This is a genomic window from Pleurocapsa sp. FMAR1 (assembly GCF_963665995.1).
Lineage (GTDB): Bacteria > Cyanobacteriota > Cyanobacteriia > Cyanobacteriales > Xenococcaceae > Waterburya.
The window spans coordinates 5,249,495-5,268,304 of sequence record NZ_OY762512.1; the positions used below are offsets into that span (position 1 = coordinate 5,249,495).

Genomic DNA, 18,810 nt, shown 5'->3' on the forward strand with positions numbered 1-18,810 from the left:
TGAAAGAAAAATAATAATTTTCGGTTGAGGTATTTTATATATTTACCGCAACCGTGGATTAATTTTTAGTTACATCAAGCAAATAAGATATTTGAATGGAGAAAGTCTATTTATCGTCTGGCTTTACAGTTTCTATTTTCAGCCTATTGTCTAGTTAAATTCTCTCTTTCTTTAAATGCCCAACCAGCACCCGACGAGCTTCCGCCACGAGAAACGCTGCAACAAACAATTCCCCCCAATACACAACCCATTCCCGAAACCAATCCTGTTTCTGAAAAGGATAAACCAACAATTTCTATACCTAGTGGTTTAAATTCTTCTCAATGTGAGCTATCAGTTAATCAACCTAATAAAGACTATGCAGATCGGTTTTTAATTAGAGACATCAAAGTAGTCGGCAATACAGTATTGCAGTCGGAGATAGATCAGATAGTTAAAAACTCCCAACTAAAATATCGCACTGCTACCTTTGAAGATTTAGTATGTTTGCGCTCTCGCATTACCCAGCTTTATCTAGCCAAAGGTTATGTAACTTCTGGGGCATTTTTGGCGAATAATCAAGACCTAAGTAATGGTATTGTCACAATCCAGGTAGTAGAAGGAGAGTTAGAAGATATCGTGATTACTGGATTAGAGCGTCTTCAAGAAAGTTATCTTCGTAGTCGCCTCGAACTAGCTGCTCAAAAACCTTTAAACAAAAATGATTTAGAAACAGGATTACAACTTTTAGTAATCAATCCCTTGTTTAAGACTGTGGATGCAGAATTAACCGCAGGGCAAAAAACTGGCAGTAATGTTTTGCTTATTAATGTCAAACAAGCTAGAAGTTTTACAGCAGGTATTGGAGTCAATAACTATCGCGCACCCAGTATTGGCGAGTTTCAAGGCAGCGTTAATTTGGCTCATGGTAATTTTTTAGGATTTGGCGATCGCCTATCTGCCGAATATGGTGTGACAGAAGGTTTGGATATTTACAATGTTGGCTATACCATTCCTTGGAATGCTTATGATGGAACGATTGGCTTTAGCTATAACAATAGTGATAGTGGCATTATTGAAGCGCAATTTCGCGATTTAGATATCAAAAGTGAAACTGAATCCTATGCTGTTGATTTGCGCCAACCCCTAACTCGTTCTCCTAATCAAGAATTTACCCTTGGTTTTGGTTTGGACATCCGTCGCCGTCGTACCTTTTTTAGGAGATGAACCTTATTCTTTTTCTGTAGGAGTGGAAAACGGTAAATCCAACACGACAGTGCTGCGTTTTTCCCAAGATTGGGTAAAGCGCGATGCCAAAAGCGTTTTAGCAGCGCGATCGCAATTTAATATCGGCATTGATGCTTTTGATGCCACGATTAATGATACGGGGACAGACGGTCAATTTTTGGTTTGGCAGGGACAATTTCAGTGGGTAAAGCAATTATCTCCCAGAGTGTTATTTATAGCTAGAGTTGGCGGTCAGTTTACAGGAGATTCTTTACTTTCCCTAGAAAAATTTAGCCTTGGGGGAGTTAGTACGGTGCGTGGTTATGAAGAAAACCAACTGGTGACAGATAGCGGGGTGTTAGGTACTTTAGAACTGCGTATTCCCGTCACGAAAAACCCTAGTACCTTAAATTTGAATCCATTTGTTGAATTTGGTACGGGCTGGAATAATGACGAACCAAATCCTGAAAATTCTACCATTGCTAGTATCGGGCTGGGAATGGATTGGGCAATTGGTGGCGGATTATTATTTAATGTTGATTATGGTATTCCCTTAATTGATGTGAATAATCAGGGGAATTCTTTACAAGAAAATGGTTTTCATGTTTCTTTTAGGTATCAACCTTTTTAAATTGTAAATTCACTGAGTACGTACTTAATAACATGGCAGTTTTGTGCAACAGTCCGCGCCAAATAAGGAAAAAAAGCAGACATAAAAGGTGAATGTAATTCCTGACTATAAATCTTATTCTTCAAATTAAGCAATCAAGCCAAATGAGGAAAAAAAGATGACATTGCAGACACGGGAATTCAGCAATTTTTCGCTCAATAACAGTCAAGAACCAGGAGATAACTTTAACACTGCGCTAAATTTAGGAACACTTAATAGCGGTTTGACCGTTCGAGAGTTTGTCGGTTCTATTGACACCACAGATTTGTATCAATTTACATTAGATCGAACTGGAGAAATTAACCTTGATTTGGAAGGATTGAGTGCAGATGCAGATCTAGGAATTTTTGATAGTAACGATATTTTAATTGGTTTATCTGAAAACTCTGATTCTGCTTCAGAAACTCTTAGTGGTATTCTTGATGCTGGCACTTATTATGCCTCTGTAGTTTCTTATGATGGCGACGATACCGACTATAACTTAAACTTCGCTCTTTCTAATTCGTCTTCCGCGACACCAGACCCTGGTGAAACCTTTGATACAGCACTAAATCTAGGTGCGATCAATGGCAACACAACAATTCTCGAAAGTGTGGGTAGCAGCGATACAGCAGATTTTTATCAGTTTGAAATCGCACAACCTAGTGATTTTAGTCTTTTTCTCGATGGTTTAAATGGTGATGCTGATGTCAAATTATACGATCGCAATGGTGAATTGCTAGATGTATCTCAAAACTATGGTACAGAAGCAGAATCTTTCGGTAACACGATACAACCTGGTACTTATTTTGTTAGCGTCAATTCCTATGACGGGGTTGAAACTGATTACACTCTCAATCTTTCTACTACTGGAACTTCTGAGCCTCGCGATAATCCTACAGCACAAGACCCTGGTAATAGTCTTGATACAGCTTTACAACTAGGAAATCTCAATGCTAATTTTAGCGCACAAGAAACCGTCGGAATTAATGACAACGTTGACTACTATGAATTTAGCGTTAGCGAATCAGGTATTTTTACGGCGGATTTATCGGGATTAGCTGCCGATGCCGATATTCGTTTGATTAATGATGTTAACGCTAATGGTGTGATCGATCAAGGAGAAGTCACAGCGTGGCAATGGGAAATAGGTAACAATAGCGAGTCAATTCGTTCTTTTTTAGATTCAGGAGACTATTTTTTAGAAGTTGGTACTCGCGATAATCAAACCACAAACTATACTGTAGAAACTGATTTTACTGCTGCCGTTAGCGATCCTCTGGCTTTCAATATAGAAATTGCTTGGGGACAGGGTTCTGAAGGCTTGAGTCAAGGAATGGTTGATGGAATATATGAAGCAGCAGATTTTTGGGAAAACGTAATTTCTCACAGCAGCTTTGATAGTAATCAAACTTTAACTATCGAAGTAGGTGGAGAGGTTCAAGAGTGGGGAACCGATGGCGGAGTTTTAGCTTCCGCAGCACCTTACACAAATGAAACTGACCTAAACGGAAATATTATGCCTGTCTATGGCATTTCCTCTATTAATACCGATCCTAATGCTATAGAAGCTCTCAGTTCCGATCTCGAACGCTTTACTCGTGTCATGATTCATGAATTTGGTCATGTGATGGGTATTGGTACTCTATGGGATGACCTAATCGATCCCCTTACTGGCACATACAATGCCGATACCTATGCAGGAATTGCTTACGGTCAATTGTCCGATAATCTTGCACCTACAGCAATTCCTCTGACTACTGGAGTAGGATCAGGTTCGGATCTAGCTCATTGGCGTGAAGAAGTTTTTGGCAATGAATTAATGACTCACTCAGCAGAATATCCTGGTGAATCTATGCCTTTGAGCCAAATGACAATCGCTTCTTTACGGGATATCGGTTGGAACGTTAACTATGGTGCAGCAGAATATTATCCTGATAGCTTTACCCAGCAAGCTACTCAATCTTTAATCAGCACTACTGATGCTTCGAGTACTATTACTCAAAACATTATAGAAACAGTGGGTATTTATGAAGAAAATACTCTCTTTGGTTAGAGAGAAATCGTTCAATATAGATGTTGCCACTTAGCCTGGCATATTATTGCTAATTTCTCGGTCATTTGTTGTATATATCTATGCAAATGAATTTGCGCTTTATCTCCAACAAACACATATTAACAAAAAGCTTAATAATTAGAGTACGTGAAGAGTTTTCAGGTATTCTGAAAAGAAAACTGCTGCTATCTTCTCTATGAAACCTGCTTTTCTCGCCTCTGCTTTACAACTTTCTTCTTTAATTCTGGTTGCTACTCTGTTTAGCAAAGCCAACCCCGCTTTATCTCAAATAATACCAGACGATATGGGTACAGAAAGTTCGGTTGTTAATCCCAGAGATGCCAACAGTGAAAGCATTGATGGTGGTGCGGTACGGGGACAAAATCTCTTTCACAGTTTTACTGAATTTAATGTCGGCGAGGATAGAGGAGTTTATTTTGCCAACCCCGATGCTGTAACTAACATCTTCTCTCGTGTTACTGGTAATGATGTTTCTAATATTTTAGGAACTTTAGGCGTAGATGGTGCTGCTAATTTATATTTGATTAATCCTAATGGAATTGTCTTTGGCGAAGGTGCTTCTTTAGATGTACAGGGTTCTTTTACTGCCACAACTGCCGATGGGATTGAATTTGGCGAACAAGGTTCTTTCAGTGCTATTAATGCAGAATCACCGAATTTATTAACAATAAATCCTTCTGCTTATTTATTTAATCAGGTTGCTCCTGGTGCGATCGCCAACAATTCTCAAGCTTCTGCCGATTTTAATCCTTCACCATCTTTCGATGATAGTTACTTTGGTTTGAGAGTACCAGATGGTCAGAATTTATTACTACTTGGTGGCAATGTTGAAGCGGATGGTGGCGGACTAACAGCAAGTGGTGGTCGAATTGATATTAGTGCAATAGCAGGAGAAGGAGTTATTGGACTAAACAACAATGGGAGTTTGAATATTTCAGATAATATTTCTAGAGGAGATGTCTCGTTAACTAACGGTGCAAAATTTTCAGTTACTGGAGATGGCGGTGGAGATATAGCGATCGCCGCCAAAAATATTAGAATTGATTCAGCAAGTACTATCACAACTGGCATTTATAGCAGTTTGAGTTCGCCTGATTTGACAATATAACAGTAGATAACAGTTCAAATGAAGCCTGATGCCCAAGCGGGAGATATTTCGGACATTGATGCGACTGACAATATAACTAGTAGATAACGGTAGAGTTAACACGCAAATGAAGTTTAGCGATTTAGAAGCAGTCAAGGCAATGCAGGAGATATTTTCAATTAATGCTATATTCTCAATAATGTCCAAGTTGGCGATTGGCAAAATGGTAGTCAAATAGAATCTCTTACTTTCTCGCGGACGAGGAGATCAAGAGGAAATGTAACTGTTCGCGCTTCTAATATAGAATTGTCAGGGACTAGCAGACAACTTTCAATGTAGTTTATTTACTAGGTATTGGATCTCAAGCACAAGGTAATGGCGGTAATGCAGGAGATTGACCATTAACACAGATAATCTAAGTCAGTGGTTTATTTAGAGCGATCGCGCTCAAGTATCAGCTTCTACTTTTGGTGTAGGGAATGCAGGAAATCTCGCCATTACAGCCAATAATTCAATTTCTCTCGATGCCAGTTCCTATATTTTCAACAATGTTTTGATTCGTGATGCAGTTGGCGATGCTGGCAAAATAGATATTACAACTGGTTCACTTTCTGCTACTAATGGCTCTCAAATTAATTCCTTTACTCGCGGACAAGGTGATGCAGGAGATATAAGCATTAATGCTACCGATTCAGTTACTTTTGATGGAGTCGATGGTAATGGCAATTCCAGTGGTTTATATAGCAGCGTTGAAGCTGGTGGTGTAGGAGTCGGTGGAAATATTAAACTTGAGGCAGGTTCATTATCTCTAACTAATGGTGGGCTATTAAACGCTAGCGTTCGTGGAGCTTCTGATTCTCTTCCAAGTGGCAGAGGTAAAGGTGGCAATATTAATATTCAAACAGGAAATCTAGTTGCCAGAAACGACGGACTAATTAGTTCTAGTACTTCTGGTCAGGGAGATTCGGGTAATATTGCCATTACAGCCAATAATTCAATTTTTCTTGATGCTTTGGATATTGTCAATAATGTGAATAGTGATGCGGTTGGCGATGCTGGCAAAATAGATATTACAACTGGTTCACTTTCCGCTACCAATGGCTCTCAGATTAATTCCTTTACTCGCGGACAAGGTAATGCAGGAGATATTACATTCAAGCTACCGACGCAGTTACTTTTGATGGAGTCGATAGTAATGGCAATTCCAGTGGTTTATCTAGCAGCGTTGAAGCTGGTGGTGTAGGAGTCGGTGGCAATATTAATCTTGAGGCAGGTTCATTATCTTTAACTAATGGTGGGCTATTAAACGCTAGCGTTCGTGAGGCTTTTGATTCTCTTCCAAGTGGCAGAGGTAATGGTGGCAATATTAATATTCAAACAGGTTCACTTTCTGCTACTAATGGCTCTCAGATTAATTCCTTTACTCGCGGACAAGGTGATGCAGGAGATATAAGCATTAATGCTACCGATTCCGTTACTTTTGATGGAGTCGATAGTAATGGCAATTCCAGTGGTTTATATAGCAGCGTTGAAGCTGGTGGTGTAGGAGTCGGTGGCAATATTAATCTTGAGGCAGGTTCATTATCTTTAACTAATGGTGCGCTATTAAACGCTAGCGTTCGTGAGGCTTCTGATTCTCTTCCAAGTGGCAGAGGTAAAGGTGGCAATATTAATATTCAAACAGGAAATCTAGTTGCCAGAAACGACGGACTAATTAGTTCTAGTACTTCTGGTCAGGGAGATTCGGGTAATATTGCCATTACAGCCAATAATTCAATTTTTCTTGATGCTTTGGATATTGTCAACAGTGTCGAGAGTATTGACGCGGTGGGCGATGCTGGCAAAATAGATATTACTACTGGTTCACTTTCCGCTACCAATGGCTCTCAGATTAATTCCTTTACTCGCGGACAAGGTAATGCAGGAGATATAAGCATTAATGCTACCGATTCCGTTACTTTTGATGGAGTCAATAGTAATGGCAATCCCAGTGGTTTATCTAGCAGCGTTGAAGCTGGTGGTGTAGGCAATGCCAGAAACGGGGGAAATATTAATCTTGAGGCAGGTTCATTATCTTTAACTAATGGGGGAAGATTAAACGCTAGCGTTCGTGCTAGGCTTTTGATTCTCTTCCAAGTGGCAGAGGTCAGGGCGGTAGTATTAATATTAATGTAGATAATACTTTGACAATTGTTGACGGAAGCGAAATCAATGTTGCTACTTCTGGTCAAGGTAATGCTGGAGAAGTGAATATCAATGCTGATTTTCTTCATTATCTTTAACTAATGAAGAAAATTAAACGCTAGCGTTCGTAAGGCTTTTGATTCTCTTCCAGTGGCAGAGGTCAGGGCGGTAGTATTAATATTAATGTAGATAATACTTTGACAATTGTTGACGGAAGCGAAATCATGTTGCTACTTCTGGTCAAGGTAATGCTAATTTTAACCTAGATAATAATACATTCATTTCTAGTGTCAGCACAACTAATTTTAATGCAGGAAACATTAATCTTAATGTAACCGATTCTCTACAAGCAACTGATAGCTTCATCTCTACTAGTTCAACTCAATCTTCAGGAGGTAACTTAAATATCTTCTCTGGAGATATTCAACTTCGTGGCAACAGCGATCTTACGACTAATATTTTTGTAGGAAAAGGAAGCGGGGGAAATATAGCTATTGAAGCTGATTCGGTTATTGCTTTTGACGACAGCGATATCTTTGCTTCTGCACCAGAAGGACAAGGAGGCAATGTTACCTTAGATACTCCTGCTTATTTTGGAGAAAACTTTACTCTCAATTCTTTAACTGCTAATCCCGATACTCTAGACAATAACTCTCGCGCTGATGTCAACGCTACAGGTGCAGTATCATCTGGTACAGTTTCTATTCCTAATGTGAGTTTTATTCAAAACAGTCTTAATGATTTACCAAATAACTCGATTAATACCGATGAATTAGTCGCAAATAGTTGCGTTGTGCCAGTAGGTGATAGAAGCCAGGGTAAATTTATTATTACTGGGACTGAAAGCTTACCAGTACGTCCTGGAGATAATCTACCTTCTAAATATCCGACAGGAGAAGTACGGAATGTACCTGAAAAGCCAAGTGGTTGGCAACCAGGCGACCCTATTATTGAACCCCAAGGGGCTTATCGTTTAGCCAATGGCAAGTTAGTGTTGAGTCGCCAGTGTTCCCGATAAACTAGCTTCTTTTAATTTTAAACAAAAGAATTATCGGCGCTCGCGACAAAAGAGTCGTGGTCTGACCATGTATTCATAAAGTCATTGTATTCAACAACTGATGAGCAGCCATTAGGAGTTCCACTGTCATTCAGAATAATGTCCACCGAGCCATCAAATTCGTAGTTAATACCAGTTACCCAAACAGCATGATCCGCGTCTTTTTGCTCTAAGCTATTACCGTACTGGTCATATTGAGGCTGCCAAATTTTATTACCATCTAGCCCAACGATGGGTTTATCTCCCATTGACAAAGCATCTTGCAAAGTAGCAAAAGAGGTATTATATGACCTATATGTTTCAATTGCCAGACTTTTAAGGCTTTGTAAAGTAGTAGAACTATAAGTTAAATCCATCGATCTCGCTCCCTTAATAAGTTATTCGATTAAGCTTCGATCTTGGAATAAAACTAATAGTTAGGGATTACATTGCCCTTTTAGGAGAATTGCCAATGCTTTTGCTTTGCTGGATAAATTTTGACAAAGACTTGACACGCTCGCCTAAAAAACTAGAGGATTTAGTAAAACTATTAAAAACGGCATCAAAAAAATTCTGGAGATGTGGCAGATGCGATCGCTCTTATTTTATAGTCTTGTAGTTAGTGGAATATTAATCTTTAAATGCGAGCGCGCCTTTTCCCAGATTACCCCCGACAATACTTTAGGTGCTGAAAGTTCGGTAGTTAATACTAGAGATGCTACCAGCGAAAGTATAGATGGTGGTGCAGTACGGGGACAAAACCTCTTTCACAGTTTCCAAGAGTTTAATGTGGATGCAGGCAGAGGGGCATATTTTGCTAATCCTGATGCTGTAACTAATATCTTCTCTCGCGTTACAGGGGGAAATCCTTCAAATATCTTAGGCACATTAGGCGTAGATGGTGCAGCTAATTTGTTTTTGATTAATCCCAATGGCATTATTTTTGGTCAAGGTGCGAGTTTAGATGTGCAGGGATCTTTTACTGCCACTACTGCCGATGGGGTTGAGTTTGGCGAACAAGGTTTTTTTAGTGCGGTTAATCCAGAATCACCGAAGTTATTAACGATTAATCCGTCTGCTTATTTCTTTAATCAGCTTTCTCCAGGTGCGATCGCTAATAATTCCATTGGATTGAGAGTACCAGATGGTCAGAATTTATTACTACTTGGTGGCGATGTTAACGTCGATGGTGGTGGTATAGTCGCAAGTGGTGGTCGAATCGATCTTGGTGCAATAGCAGGACAAGGGGTTATTGGACTAAATAGCAATGGGAGTTTGAATATTCCCGATAGTATTGCCAGAGGAGATGTTTCGTTAACTAATGGTGCTGCATTTTTAGTTTATGGAGATGGAGGTGGAGATATTGCGATCGCCGCTAAAAATATTAATATTCTTTCACGAAGTAATTTGAATGCTGGTGTTTTCAGTAATTCTAGTTTACCTGATGCTCAAGCGGGAGATATTACAATTGATGCGACTGACAATATAATAGTAGATAACGGTAGAGTCGCAAATGAAGTTTCTTTAGAAGCAGTCGGCAATGCTGGAGATATTTTCATTAATGCTAATTCTCTTCAAGTTTTAAATGGTAGTCTAATAGAATCTCTTACTTCTGGACAAGGAGATAGCGGAAATGTAACTGTTCGCGCTTCTAATATAGAATTGGCAGGGACTAGCAGTGATGGACAACTTTCAAGTAGTTTATTTACTAATATTGGATCTCAAGCACAAGGTAATGGCGGTAATTTAACCATTAACACAGATAATCTAAGTCTGAGCGATCGCGCTGAAATATCAGCTTCTACTTTTGGACAAGGAGATACGGGGAATATTTCCATTACCGCCGATAATTCAATTTCTCTTGATGCTAGCTCATATATTCTCAATAACGTCCAAAGTATTGATGCAGTTGGCGATGCTGGCAAAATTGAGATTACAACTGGTTCGCTTTCAGCAACCAATGGTAGTCAAATTGATTCCTTTACTCGCGGACGAGGAAATGCGGGGAATATTTCTATTACCGCCGATAATTCAGTTTCTCTCGATACTAGTTCATATATTCTCAACAATGTCGAGAGTAGTGATGCAGTTGGCAATGCTGGCAAAATTGAGATTACAACTGGTTCACTTTCAGCAACCAATGGTAGTCAAATTGATTCCGCTACTCGCGGACGGGGCAATGCTGGAGATATAACTATTCAAGCCTCAAATGCCGTTACTTTTGATGGATTCGATAATAATGGATTTCCCAGTGCTTCATTTAGTAGTGTCGAAGCAGGTAGTGAAGGCGATGGTGGCAATATCAACATTCAAACAGGAAATTTAGTTGCAAGAAACGGTGGACAAATTAATGCTGGTACTTTAGGCAAAGGAGATACGGGGAATATTTCCATTACCGCCGATAATTCAGTTTCTCTCGATACTAGTTCATCTATTGTCAATAACGTCCAAGGTATTGATGCAGTTGGCGATGCAGGTAAAATTGAGATTACGACTGGTTCTCTTTCAGCAACCAATGGTAGTCAAATTGATTCCTTTACTCGTGGACGAGGCAATGCTGGAGATATAACTATTCAAGCAAGAAATGCCGTTACTTTTGATGGATTCGATAATAATGGATTACCCAGTGCTTCATTTAGTAGTGTCGAAGCAGGTAGTGAAGGCGATGGTGGCAATATCAACATTCAAACAAGAAATTTAGTTGTTAGAAACGGTGGAGAAATTAATGCTAGTACTTTAGGAAAAGGAGATACGGGGAATATTTTCATTACCGCCGATAATTCAATTTCTCTCGATGTTGGCTCAAGGATTGTCAATAACGTCCAAGGTATTGATGCAGTTGGCGATGCTGGCAAAATTGAGATTACGACTGGTTCTCTTTCAGCAACCAATGGTAGTCAAATTGATTCCTTTACACGCGGACGAGGAAATGCGGGAAATATAACTATTCAAGCAAGAAATGACGTTATTTTTGATGGATTAGATAATAATGGATTAGCCACTGGTTCATTTAGTAGTGTCGAAGCAGGTGGCAAAGGCGACGGTGGCGATATCAACATTCAAACAGGAAATTTAGTTGTTAGAAACGGTGGACAAATTATTGCTGGTACTTCAGGCAAAGGAGATACGGGGAATATTTTCATTACAGCCGATAATTCAATCTCTCTTGATGCTAGCTCATATATTTTCAACAATGTCGAGAGTATTGACGCGGTGGGCGATGCTGGCAAAATTGAGATTAATACTGGTTCACTTTTAGCAACCAATGGTAGTCAAATAGATTCCTTTACTCGCGGACAGGGTAATGCGGGAAATATAACTATTCAAGCCTCCAATGACGTTACTTTTGATGGATTCGGTAACAATGGATTATTCAGTGCTGCATTTAGTAGTGTCGAAGCAGGTGGCAAAGGCGATGGAGGAAATATCAATCTTACAGCTCGTTCTTTATCTCTAACTAATGGAGGAAAATTAGACGTTGGCGTTCGTCAGGCTTCAGCGTCTCTTCCAAGTGGCAGAGGTAAAGGTGGTAATATCAATATTGATGTGGATGATGCTCTAACAATTGCTGACGGAAGCAGAATTAATGCTATTACTTTTGGTCAAGGTAATGCTGGAAAACTAGAAATTAAGGCAAATTCTCTCAATCTAGATAATAATGCATTTATTTCAAGTGTTAGCGAAACTAATTTTGATGCAGGAGATATTACTCTTAATATAGCCAATTCTATACAAGCAACAGATAGCTCAATCTCTACTAGTTCAACCCAATCTTCAGGGGGTAATTTAACTATTAATGCAGGAGACATAAAGCTTCGAGGCAACAGCGATCTCACTACCGATATTGCTTCTGGGCAAGGCAGTGGCGGAAATATCAATATAACTGCTGATTCGGTTATTGCTTTTGACGACAGCGATATCTTTGCTTCTGCACCAGAAGGACAAGGAGGCAATGTTACCTTAGATACTCCTGCTTATTTTGGAGAAAACTTTACTCTCAATTCTTTAACTGCTAATCCCGATACTCTAGACAATAACTCTCGCGCTGATGTCAACGCTACAGGTGCAGTATCATCTGGTACAGTTTCTATTCCTAATGTGAGTTTTATTCAAAACAGTCTTAATGATTTACCAAATAACTCGATTAATACCGATGAATTAGTCGCAAATAGTTGCGTTGTGCCAGTAGGTGATAGAAGCCAGGGTAAATTTATTATTACTGGGACTGAAAGCTTACCAGTACGTCCTGGAGATAATCTACCTTCTAAATATCCGACAGGAGAAGTACGGAATGTACCTGAAAAGCCAAGTGGTTGGCAACCAGGCGACCCTATTATTGAACCCCAAGGGGCTTATCGTTTAGCCAATGGCAAGTTAGTGTTGAGTCGCCAGTGTTCCCGATAAACTAGCTTCTTTTAATTTTAAACAAAAGAATTATCGGCGCTCGCGACAAAAGAGTCGTGGTCTGACCATGTATTCATAAAGTCATTGTATTCAACAACTGATGAGCAGCCATTAGGAGTTCCACTGTCATTCAGAATAATGTCCACCGAGCCATCAAATTCGTAGTTAATACCAGTTACCCAAACAGCATGATCCGCGTCTTTTTGCTCTAAGCTATTACCGTACTGGTCATATTGAGGCTGCCAAATTTTATTACCATCTAGCCCAACGATGGGTTTATCTCCCATTGACAAAGCATCTTGCAAAGTAGCAAAAGAGGTATTATATGACCTATATGTTTCAATTGCCAGACTTTTAAGGCTTTGTAAAGTAGTAGAACTATAAGTTAAATCCATCGATCTCGCTCCCTTAATAAGTTATTCGATTAAGCTTCGATCTTGGAATAAAACTAATAGTTAGGGATTACATTGCCCTTTTAGGAGAATTGCCAATGCTTTTGCTTTGCTGGATAAATTTTGACAAAGACTTGACACGCTCGCCTAAAAAACTAGAGGATTTAGTAAAACTATTAAAAACGGCATCAAAAAAATTCTGGAGATGTGGCAGATGCGATCTCTCTTATTTTATAGTCTTGTAGTTAGTGGAATATTAATCTTTAAATGCGAGCGCGCCTTTTCCCAGATTACCCCCGACAATACTTTAGGTGCTGAAAGTTCGGTAGTTAATACTAGAGATGCTACCAGCGAAAGTATAGATGGTGGTGCAGTACGGGGACAAAACCTCTTTCACAGTTTCCAAGAGTTTAATGTGGATGCAGGCAGAGGGGCATATTTTGCTAATCCTGATGCTGTAACTAATATCTTCTCTCGCGTTACAGGGGGAAATCCTTCAAATATCTTAGGTACGTTAGGAGTTGATGGTGCAGCTAATTTGTTTTTGATTAATCCTAATGGCATTATTTTTGGTCAAGGTGCGAGTTTAGATGTGCAGGGATCTTTTACTGCCACTACTGCCGATGGGGTTGAGTTTGGCGAACAAGGTTTTTTTAGTGCGGTTAATCCAGAATCACCGAATTTATTAACAATAAATCCGTCTGCTTATTTCTTTAATCAGCTTTCTCCAGGTGCGATCGCTAATAATTCCATTGGATTGAGAGTACCAGATGGTCAGAATTTATCACTACTTGGTGGCGATGTTAACGTTGATGGTGGTGTTTTAGTCGCAAGTGGTGGTCGCATCGATATTGCTGCAATAGCAGGACAAGGTATTGTCGAATTAAATAGCAATGGGAGTTTTAATATTCCCGATAGTATTGCCAGAGGAGATGTCTCGTTAACTAATGGTGCTGGATTTTTTGTTATTGGAAATGGAGGTGGAGATATTGCGATCGCGGCTAAAAATATTGATATTTTTTCAGGAAGTGGTCTCTATGCTGGTATTTCCAGTAATTCGGGTTTACCTGATGCTCAAGCGGGAGATATTACAATTAATGCAACTGACAATATAGCAGTAGATGAAAGCTTTATTCTAAATCAAATACGTTCAGAAGCAGTCGGCAATGCTGGAGATATTTTCATTAATGCTAATTCTCTTCAAGTTTTCAATGGTAGTCAAATAGCATCTTCTACTTTTGGACAAGGAGATGGCGGAGATGTTACTGTTCGCGTTTCTAATATAGAATTGGCAGCGACTAGCAGTGATGGACAATTTGCTAGTGGTTTGTTTACTACTGTTCTATCTCAAGCACAAGGTAATGGCGGTAATTTAACCATTAACACAGATAATCTAAGTCTGAGCGATCGCGCTAAAATATCAGCTAGTACTTTTGGCAAAGGAGATGCTGGGGATATTTCCATTACCGCCGATAATTCAATCACTCTCGATACTAGCTCATATATTTTCAACAATGTAGAGAGGAGTGAGACGGTGGGCGATGCTGGCAAAATTGAGATTAATACTGGTTCACTTTCGGTAACCAATGGTAGTCAAATTGATTCCTTTACTCGCGGACAGGGTAATGCAGGAAATATAACTATTCAAGCAAGAAATGCCGTTACTTTTGATGGAAGTGCTTCATTTAGTAGTGTCGAAGCAGGTGCTATAGGTGATGGTGGCGATATTAATATTCAAACAGGAAATTTAGTTGCAAGAAACGGTGGAACAATTGCTGCTAGTACTTTAGGCAAAGGAGATACGGGTAATCTTTCCATTACCGCCGATAATTCAATCACTCTCGATACTAGCTCATATATTTTCAACAATGTAGAGAGGAGTGAGACGGTGGGCGATGCTGGCAAAATTGAGATTAATACTGGTTCACTTTCGGTAACCAATGGTAGTCAAATTGATTCCTTTACTCGCGGACAGGGTAATGCAGGAAATATAACTATTCAAGCAAGAAATGCCGTTACTTTTGATGGAAGTGCTTTACTTAGTAGTGTCGAAGCAGGTGCTATAGGTGATGGTGGCAATATAACTATCAAAGCGGGTTCTTTATCTTTAACTAATGGAGGACTAAACGTTGGCGTTCGTCAGGCTTCAGACTCCCTTCCAAGTGGCAAAGGTGATGGTGGCAATATCAACATTCAAACAGGAAATTTAGTTGCAAGAAACGGTGGAACAATTGCTGCTAGTACTTTTGGCAAAGGAGATACGGGGAATCTTTCCATTACAGCCGATAATTCAATTACTCTCGATACTAGTTCATATATTTTCAACAACGTTGAGAGTATTGACGCGGTGGGCGATGCAGGTAAAATTGAGATTAATACTGGTTCTCTTTCGGTAACCAATGGTAGTCAAATTGATTCCTTTACTCGCGGACAGGGTAATGCGGGAGATATAACTATTCAAGCCTCAAATGCCGTTACTTTTGATGGATTCGATAATAATGGATTGCTTAGTGCTTCAGCTAGTAGTGTCGAAGCAGGTGGCAAAGGCGACGGTGGCGATATAACTATCAAAGCGGGTTCTTTATCTCTAACTAATGGAGGACTAGACGTTGGCGTTCGTCAGGCTTCAGACTCCCTTCCAAGTGGCAAAGGCGACGGTGGCGATATCAACATTCAAACAGGAAATTTAGTTGCAAGAAACGGTGGAACAATTGCTGCTAGTACTTTAGGCAAAGGAAATTCAGGTAATCTTTCCATTACCGCCGATAATTCAATTTCTCTCGATACTAGTTCATCTATTCTCAACAATGTCGGGAGTGGTGATGCGGTTGGCAATGCTGGTCAAATCGAGATTACGACTGGTTCGCTGTCGGTGGCTAATGGCTCTCAAATTAATTCCTTGACTCGCGGACGGGGTGATGCTGGAGATATAACTATTCAAGCAAGAAATGACGTTACTTTTGATGGATTAGAGAATAATGGATTACGCAGTGCTTCATTTAGTAGTGTGGAAGCTGGTGGCAAAGGCGACGGTGGCGATATAACTATCAAAGCGGGTTCTTTATCTCTAACTAATGGAGGACTATTAGACGTTAGAGTTCGTCAGGCTTCAGACTCCCTTCCAAGTGGCAGAGGTGAAGGTGGCGATATTAATATTCAAACAGGAAATTTAGTTGCAAGAAACGGTGGAACAATTGCTGCTAGTACTTTTGGTCAAGGGAATGCTGGAAAACTAGAAATTAAGGCAAATTCTCTCAATCTAGATAATAATGCATTTATTTCAAGTGTTAGCGAAACTAATTTTGATGCAGGAGATATTACTCTCAATATAGCCAATTCTATACAAGCAACAGATAGCTCAATCTCTACTAGTTCAACCCAATCTTCAGGGGGTAATTTAACTATTAATGCAGGGGACATAAAGCTTCGAGGCAACAGCGATCTCACTAGCGATATTGCTTCTGGGCAAGGTAGTGGCGGAAATATCAATATAACTGCTGATTCGGTTATTGCTTTTGACGATAGCGATATCTTTGCTTCTGCACCAGAAGGAAAAGGAGGCAATATTACCTTAAATACTCCTGCTTACTTTGGGGAGAACTTTACTCTCAATTCTCTAACTGCCGATCCTAGTACTCTAGACAATAACTCTCGCGCTGATGTCAATGCGACAGGAGCAGTATCGGGTTCGGTTGCTATTCCCGATGTGAGTTTTATTCAAAACAGTCTTAATGATTTACCAAATAACTCGATTAATACCGATGAATTAGTGGCTAATAGTTGCGTTGTGCCAGTAGGTAATAGAAGCCAGGGTAAATTTATTATTACTGGGACTGAAAGCTTACCAGTACGTCCTGGAGATAATCTACCTTTTAAATATCCGACAGGAGAAGTGCGGAATGTACCTGAAAAGCCAACTGGTTGGCAACCAGGCAACCCTATTATTGAACCCCAAGGGGCTTATCGTTTAGCTAATGGCAAGTTAGTGTTGAGTCGCCAGTGTTCCCGATAAACTAACTTCTTTTAATTTTAAACGAAAGGATTATCGGCGCTCGCGACAAAAGAGTCGTGGTCTGACCATGTATTCATAAAGTCATTGTATTCAACAACTGATGAGCAGCCATTAGGAGTTCCACTGTCATTCAGAATAATGTCCATATTTAAATAGAGTAAATGCTTAAAGGCGATCGCTATTTGGCAGAAAACTGCAAGATTGCCTAAAGCTATAAATATAGAGGAAGCAGGTCAAACAATTTGTATTATTCTTTACATTGGGATTTTTTTAAATAAAGCATTCACTTTTTGTGGGCTTGAGCGTTCTGCTTCGCTTTTTAAAAATACATATTGGGTAGTCCTAAAGATGTAAGGACGTGTTGTAATGATGGACAAAATACCAGATTGCCCCGATCTGATTTTCGATTTTCTTAGAGAACGATAGAGTCTTCCTGACTAATCGAGAAACTCTTTGTCGCATTGTGCAATTAAATCGTTCTATGTAATTGGTTTTTCTCTCTTTCCCCACCGCTTGATGGCGTTTTGAAGGAATTACCTGTTCATAGGCTTCCCAGAAGTCACTATAACAAACGGCACACTGTCGATAGACTGAGGGCAAAGATTGCCATAGCTTTCTCGCTCCATGACGACGGCGATCGCCGATATGAACCCCGACTATTTCTTTAGTTTTTGCAGCCAAAGCCAACCAAATCCATTGTTTATTGGCTTTATTACCGACAAATGACCACATTTCATCACACTGAATCGTTAATTTTCCTTTTCTTTTGTTCTCACTTTAACTTGCTGAGAAACTGATTCGTATTTAGCATTGACATAACTCTGTAACCAAGGTTCTGAAACTTCTGTAACTCGGGCAATTCCAGCTAAAGGAATCTTCTCTAAGAGTAATTTGTCAATCAAGTTTTTGGTTGGTTGGTCGATCATTTTATTCTGTGGATTTTCCACATATTGTCTACCACAGTCGCGACATTTATAATTTTGCTTGCCATTGTGAATGTGACCGTTTTTAACAATTTGTTCTGAATTACATGATGGACAAGATGGCAAATCTACTGGCATGGAAATCAAATGATCTACAATTTCCTATTTTATATCCTTACATCTTTAGGACTACCTAAAAATTGATAACCACTGTGGCATTTTTCTGCCAGCTTCAAGGAATAAAACAGCAAGTGATTACACAGAAAAGGTAGTTTATTCATCTTTTTAGATTAGGTAAATTGTAATTAACAAACGAATCGCCTATTTAATGAAGGGGCAAGAAGATGTTAAATAAACTACAAATTCATTCTTTAGTTACATCAGTTTTATTACTACCCACGTTAGTTCTTACTGCCCAAAAAGCAGATGCCCATCCACTAGATTTTATTTCCACTAATTTAACTAATTATCCTATTTACGAATTGTATGTATCTTCTGGTAATACGGACAATTGGTAAAAAGTCGTTTTAGCGAAAGATGTACTGCCTAGTAACTAGTCAAGCCAGATTGATTTTCAGGGGTTTTAACGTCCAAAGTCTAACCAACCCATTTTTATTACCTTTGTGATTTACGAATGACTACAATTCATCACATGGGGGCGTTAATTTGCCTGTCTTGGTGCGCGTACATGCGGCTAAAGCCTTTGTCTTGCGCCTTACGTCGACGCGGTGAGTCCAGTCCTGCGGACGGGTTTCCCTCCGCAGGGAACTGGCGAACCATGCGCGGGGGTCGCAACGCTTTTTTTAGCCATAAGTGCATAAGTCCATCTTTGCTACATCT

General features: G+C 39.6%; 14 protein-coding genes. 10 read left to right on the forward strand and 4 right to left on the reverse strand.

What is annotated here, in order from left to right; translation table 11 throughout:
• Nucleotides 1-408 precede the first annotated feature (408 nt).
• From SLP02_RS25480 to SLP02_RS25500, 5 genes are all read left to right on the forward strand, one after another.
• Nucleotides 409-1,206: a ShlB/FhaC/HecB family hemolysin secretion/activation protein gene (locus tag SLP02_RS25480; RefSeq protein WP_413467293.1), complete on the forward strand. Its 798-nt coding sequence runs from the start codon at nucleotides 409-411 to the stop codon at nucleotides 1,204-1,206.
• Nucleotides 1,163-1,837 (forward strand): ShlB/FhaC/HecB family hemolysin secretion/activation protein, encoded by a 675-nt coding sequence (locus SLP02_RS25485; RefSeq protein ID WP_319423495.1) that lies wholly within the window; start codon nucleotides 1,163-1,165, stop codon nucleotides 1,835-1,837. The genes SLP02_RS25480 and SLP02_RS25485 overlap by 44 nt, the downstream gene beginning before the upstream one ends.
• Before the next feature lie 157 nt (nucleotides 1,838-1,994).
• Complete coding sequence (locus SLP02_RS25490; RefSeq protein ID WP_319423496.1) at nucleotides 1,995-3,911, forward strand: pre-peptidase C-terminal domain-containing protein; 1,917 nt, start codon at nucleotides 1,995-1,997, stop codon at nucleotides 3,909-3,911.
• A gap of 196 nt (nucleotides 3,912-4,107) precedes the next feature.
• Complete coding sequence (locus SLP02_RS25495; RefSeq protein ID WP_319423497.1) at nucleotides 4,108-5,040, forward strand: filamentous hemagglutinin N-terminal domain-containing protein; 933 nt, start codon at nucleotides 4,108-4,110, stop codon at nucleotides 5,038-5,040.
• Nucleotides 5,041-5,572: 532 nt separating this feature from the next.
• Nucleotides 5,573-6,262, forward strand: coding sequence for a hypothetical protein (locus SLP02_RS25500; RefSeq protein ID WP_319423498.1), 690 nt, complete (start codon nucleotides 5,573-5,575; stop codon nucleotides 6,260-6,262).
• Between the two features lie 163 nt (nucleotides 6,263-6,425).
• Here the strand turns inward: SLP02_RS25500 and SLP02_RS25505 are convergent, their stop codons facing one another.
• Nucleotides 6,426-6,686, reverse strand: a complete 261-nt coding sequence (locus SLP02_RS25505) for a hypothetical protein (protein WP_319423499.1) — start codon at nucleotides 6,684-6,686, stop codon at nucleotides 6,426-6,428.
• Between the two features lie 124 nt (nucleotides 6,687-6,810).
• Between SLP02_RS25505 and SLP02_RS25510 the strand changes: the two genes are divergently transcribed.
• Both SLP02_RS25510 and SLP02_RS25515 read left to right on the forward strand, forming a co-directional pair.
• The gene (locus tag SLP02_RS25510) at nucleotides 6,811-7,194 is read left to right on the forward strand and encodes a hypothetical protein (protein ID WP_319423500.1); all 384 of its coding nucleotides are present in this window, start codon (nucleotides 6,811-6,813) and stop codon (nucleotides 7,192-7,194) included.
• Between the two features lie 721 nt (nucleotides 7,195-7,915).
• Complete coding sequence (locus SLP02_RS25515; RefSeq protein ID WP_319423501.1) at nucleotides 7,916-8,221, forward strand: hypothetical protein; 306 nt, start codon at nucleotides 7,916-7,918, stop codon at nucleotides 8,219-8,221.
• A 17-nt stretch (nucleotides 8,222-8,238) separates the two neighbouring features.
• Here the strand turns inward: SLP02_RS25515 and SLP02_RS25520 are convergent, their stop codons facing one another.
• Nucleotides 8,239-8,616: a hypothetical protein gene (locus tag SLP02_RS25520; RefSeq protein WP_319423502.1), complete on the reverse strand. Its 378-nt coding sequence runs from the start codon at nucleotides 8,614-8,616 to the stop codon at nucleotides 8,239-8,241.
• 211 nt (nucleotides 8,617-8,827) lie between these two features.
• On the opposite strand from SLP02_RS25520, the gene SLP02_RS25525 reads away from it, so the two are divergent.
• A complete protein-coding gene (locus tag SLP02_RS25525; RefSeq protein WP_319423503.1) occupies nucleotides 8,828-12,643 on the forward strand; it encodes a two-partner secretion domain-containing protein in 3,816 nt (1,271 codons plus the stop codon).
• Nucleotides 12,644-12,660: 17 nt separating this feature from the next.
• Here the strand turns inward: SLP02_RS25525 and SLP02_RS25530 are convergent, their stop codons facing one another.
• A complete protein-coding gene (locus SLP02_RS25530) occupies nucleotides 12,661-13,038 on the reverse strand; it encodes a hypothetical protein (RefSeq protein ID WP_319423502.1) in 378 nt (125 codons plus the stop codon).
• Nucleotides 13,039-13,249: 211 nt separating this feature from the next.
• On the opposite strand from SLP02_RS25530, the gene SLP02_RS25535 reads away from it, so the two are divergent.
• On the forward strand, nucleotides 13,250-17,047 hold the full coding sequence (locus SLP02_RS25535; RefSeq protein ID WP_319423504.1) for a two-partner secretion domain-containing protein: 3,798 nt from the start codon (nucleotides 13,250-13,252) through the stop codon (nucleotides 17,045-17,047).
• 342 nt (nucleotides 17,048-17,389) lie between these two features.
• On the opposite strand, the gene SLP02_RS25540 is transcribed toward SLP02_RS25535, so the two are convergent.
• Nucleotides 17,390-18,108 (reverse strand): IS1 family transposase gene (locus SLP02_RS25540; RefSeq protein ID WP_319423053.1). Its coding sequence is split into 2 segments (ribosomal slippage): nucleotides 17,390-17,820 and nucleotides 17,820-18,108, totalling 720 coding nucleotides; the frame shifts between segments, so codons are not numbered across the junction.
• A 206-nt stretch (nucleotides 18,109-18,314) separates the two neighbouring features.
• Here SLP02_RS25540 and SLP02_RS25545 point away from each other — a divergent pair.
• Nucleotides 18,315-18,488 (forward strand): hypothetical protein, encoded by a 174-nt coding sequence (locus SLP02_RS25545; RefSeq protein ID WP_319423505.1) that lies wholly within the window; start codon nucleotides 18,315-18,317, stop codon nucleotides 18,486-18,488.
• Nucleotides 18,489-18,810 lie beyond the last annotated feature (322 nt).

Coding starts and splice junctions, on each gene's coding strand:
- SLP02_RS25490 (WP_319423496.1), top strand. CDS start 1,995: ATGACATTGCAGACACGGGAATTCAGCAATTTTTCGCTCAATAACAGT.
- SLP02_RS25495 (WP_319423497.1), top strand. CDS start 4,108: ATGAAACCTGCTTTTCTCGCCTCTGCTTTACAACTTTCTTCTTTAATT.
- SLP02_RS25520 (WP_319423502.1), bottom strand. CDS start 8,616: ATGGATTTAACTTATAGTTCTACTACTTTACAAAGCCTTAAAAGTCTG.
- SLP02_RS25525 (WP_319423503.1), top strand. CDS start 8,828: ATGCGATCGCTCTTATTTTATAGTCTTGTAGTTAGTGGAATATTAATC.
- SLP02_RS25530 (WP_319423502.1), bottom strand. CDS start 13,038: ATGGATTTAACTTATAGTTCTACTACTTTACAAAGCCTTAAAAGTCTG.
- SLP02_RS25535 (WP_319423504.1), top strand. CDS start 13,250: ATGCGATCTCTCTTATTTTATAGTCTTGTAGTTAGTGGAATATTAATC.
- SLP02_RS25545 (WP_319423505.1), top strand. CDS start 18,315: ATGTTAAATAAACTACAAATTCATTCTTTAGTTACATCAGTTTTATTA.